This is a genomic window from Acidiphilium sp. PM (genome assembly GCF_000219295.1).
GTDB lineage: Bacteria > Pseudomonadota > Alphaproteobacteria > Acetobacterales > Acetobacteraceae > Acidiphilium > Acidiphilium multivorum.
Window position 1 is genome coordinate 1 of the sequence record NZ_AFPR01000592.1, and the last position, 1,256, is coordinate 1,256.

Consider the following 1,256-nt stretch of genomic DNA (forward strand, 5'->3'; position numbering starts at 1 on the left):
GGGGTCGTCGCACGATTTGTCAGAAACTGCACGGTAAGCGCCATTTCGTATGGCGCTTACCTTTCGACCCGATTTTGAAAGAGGGTTATGAAAAGGAAAAAACCAGATTTCGCCGTGTTCGGCATTTTCATGCACAAACGGGCGTTTTTGAAAGCCCCTGATTTTGTTAGCTTTTCCCTTAACGTGCAATTTTGAACCAATCGTGCGGCGACCCCAATTCGCGGCGGATGGTAGGGGTAATGCCGCGTTTCTGACGGGAGATGGATCTTTCTGCCCTCGGCTTCGACGCCGTGGTCAGCGATGGCCTCGCCTATTTCGGCCACGTCAGCGATGCTGGATGCGCGCATGACGTGATCCGTACCGGCAGTGGGCCGGCCGCCGCTCGAAGTCCGACGTTCAAATGGGTCAACACGGCACTGGGCAATATCAAATCCGCCATCGTCGGCACCTACCGGGCGATCAGCAGCAAGCACGTGCCCCGATACCTTGCCGAGTTCGAATACCGCTTCAATCGCCGTTACGACCTCGCCAGCATGATCCCACGCCTCGGATGGGCCGCCGCTCACACACCGCCCATGCCATACCGGCTGCTGAAATTGGCTGAAAATGCTGGGTAAGCAGGTATTTTTCTGAAAAAAATTCATATAGATTATATCTATATCAAAATATATCCTAGACCTGATTTTGTTTTCAAGTGATTATCAGCAAATTTACCTAATTTTTGGCGGATTGATCTTATGTATATTCTAACATATGCACGATCATACTCTTGAAGATCGCCCCAGCCAGCTTGCAGGATGTCGTCATGCGTCACCAGCTTGCCGCGATGCCGCGCAAGCGCCGCCAGGATCCGGAATTCGGTCTTGGTGAAATGGATCTCGGCGCCGTCGAGGCTGACGCTGCGGGCCGCCTCGTCGATCCGCAGCCCGTCGATCTCGATCGCCTCGGTCGGCACCCCCTGCCCGGTCGCGATCAGGCGGAAGGCGTTGCGGATGCGCGCGAGCAGCTCGCCGAGGCCGAAGGGCTTCTCGACATAGTCGTTCGCTCCCGCGTCGAACGCCGCGATCTTCTGCGCCTCCTGGTCCCGCGCCGAAAGCACGATCACCGGCACATCCGAGAATTCCCGCAGCTTCACGATCACGTCCTGGCCGTCGAGATCGGGCAGGCCGAGATCGAGCAGGATCACGTCCGGCACCATCGTCGCCGCCAGCCGCAACGCCTCCGCCCCCCGCTCCGCCCGCAGCACGACATATCCC

1 protein-coding gene and 1 pseudogene are annotated in these 1,256 nt (G+C 57.5%); one reads left to right on the forward strand and one right to left on the reverse strand.

The genetic code is table 11. The features are described from left to right. Positions 1-290: 290 nt before the first annotated feature. Positions 291-617, forward strand: a pseudogene (locus APM_RS19120) (transposase); the annotation flags it as partial. 38 nt (positions 618-655) lie between these two features. Here APM_RS19120 and APM_RS19125 read toward each other — a convergent pair. Then, positions 656-1,256: response regulator (locus APM_RS19125; protein ID WP_007425041.1), on the reverse strand; the 601-nt coding region annotated here is incomplete at its 5' end.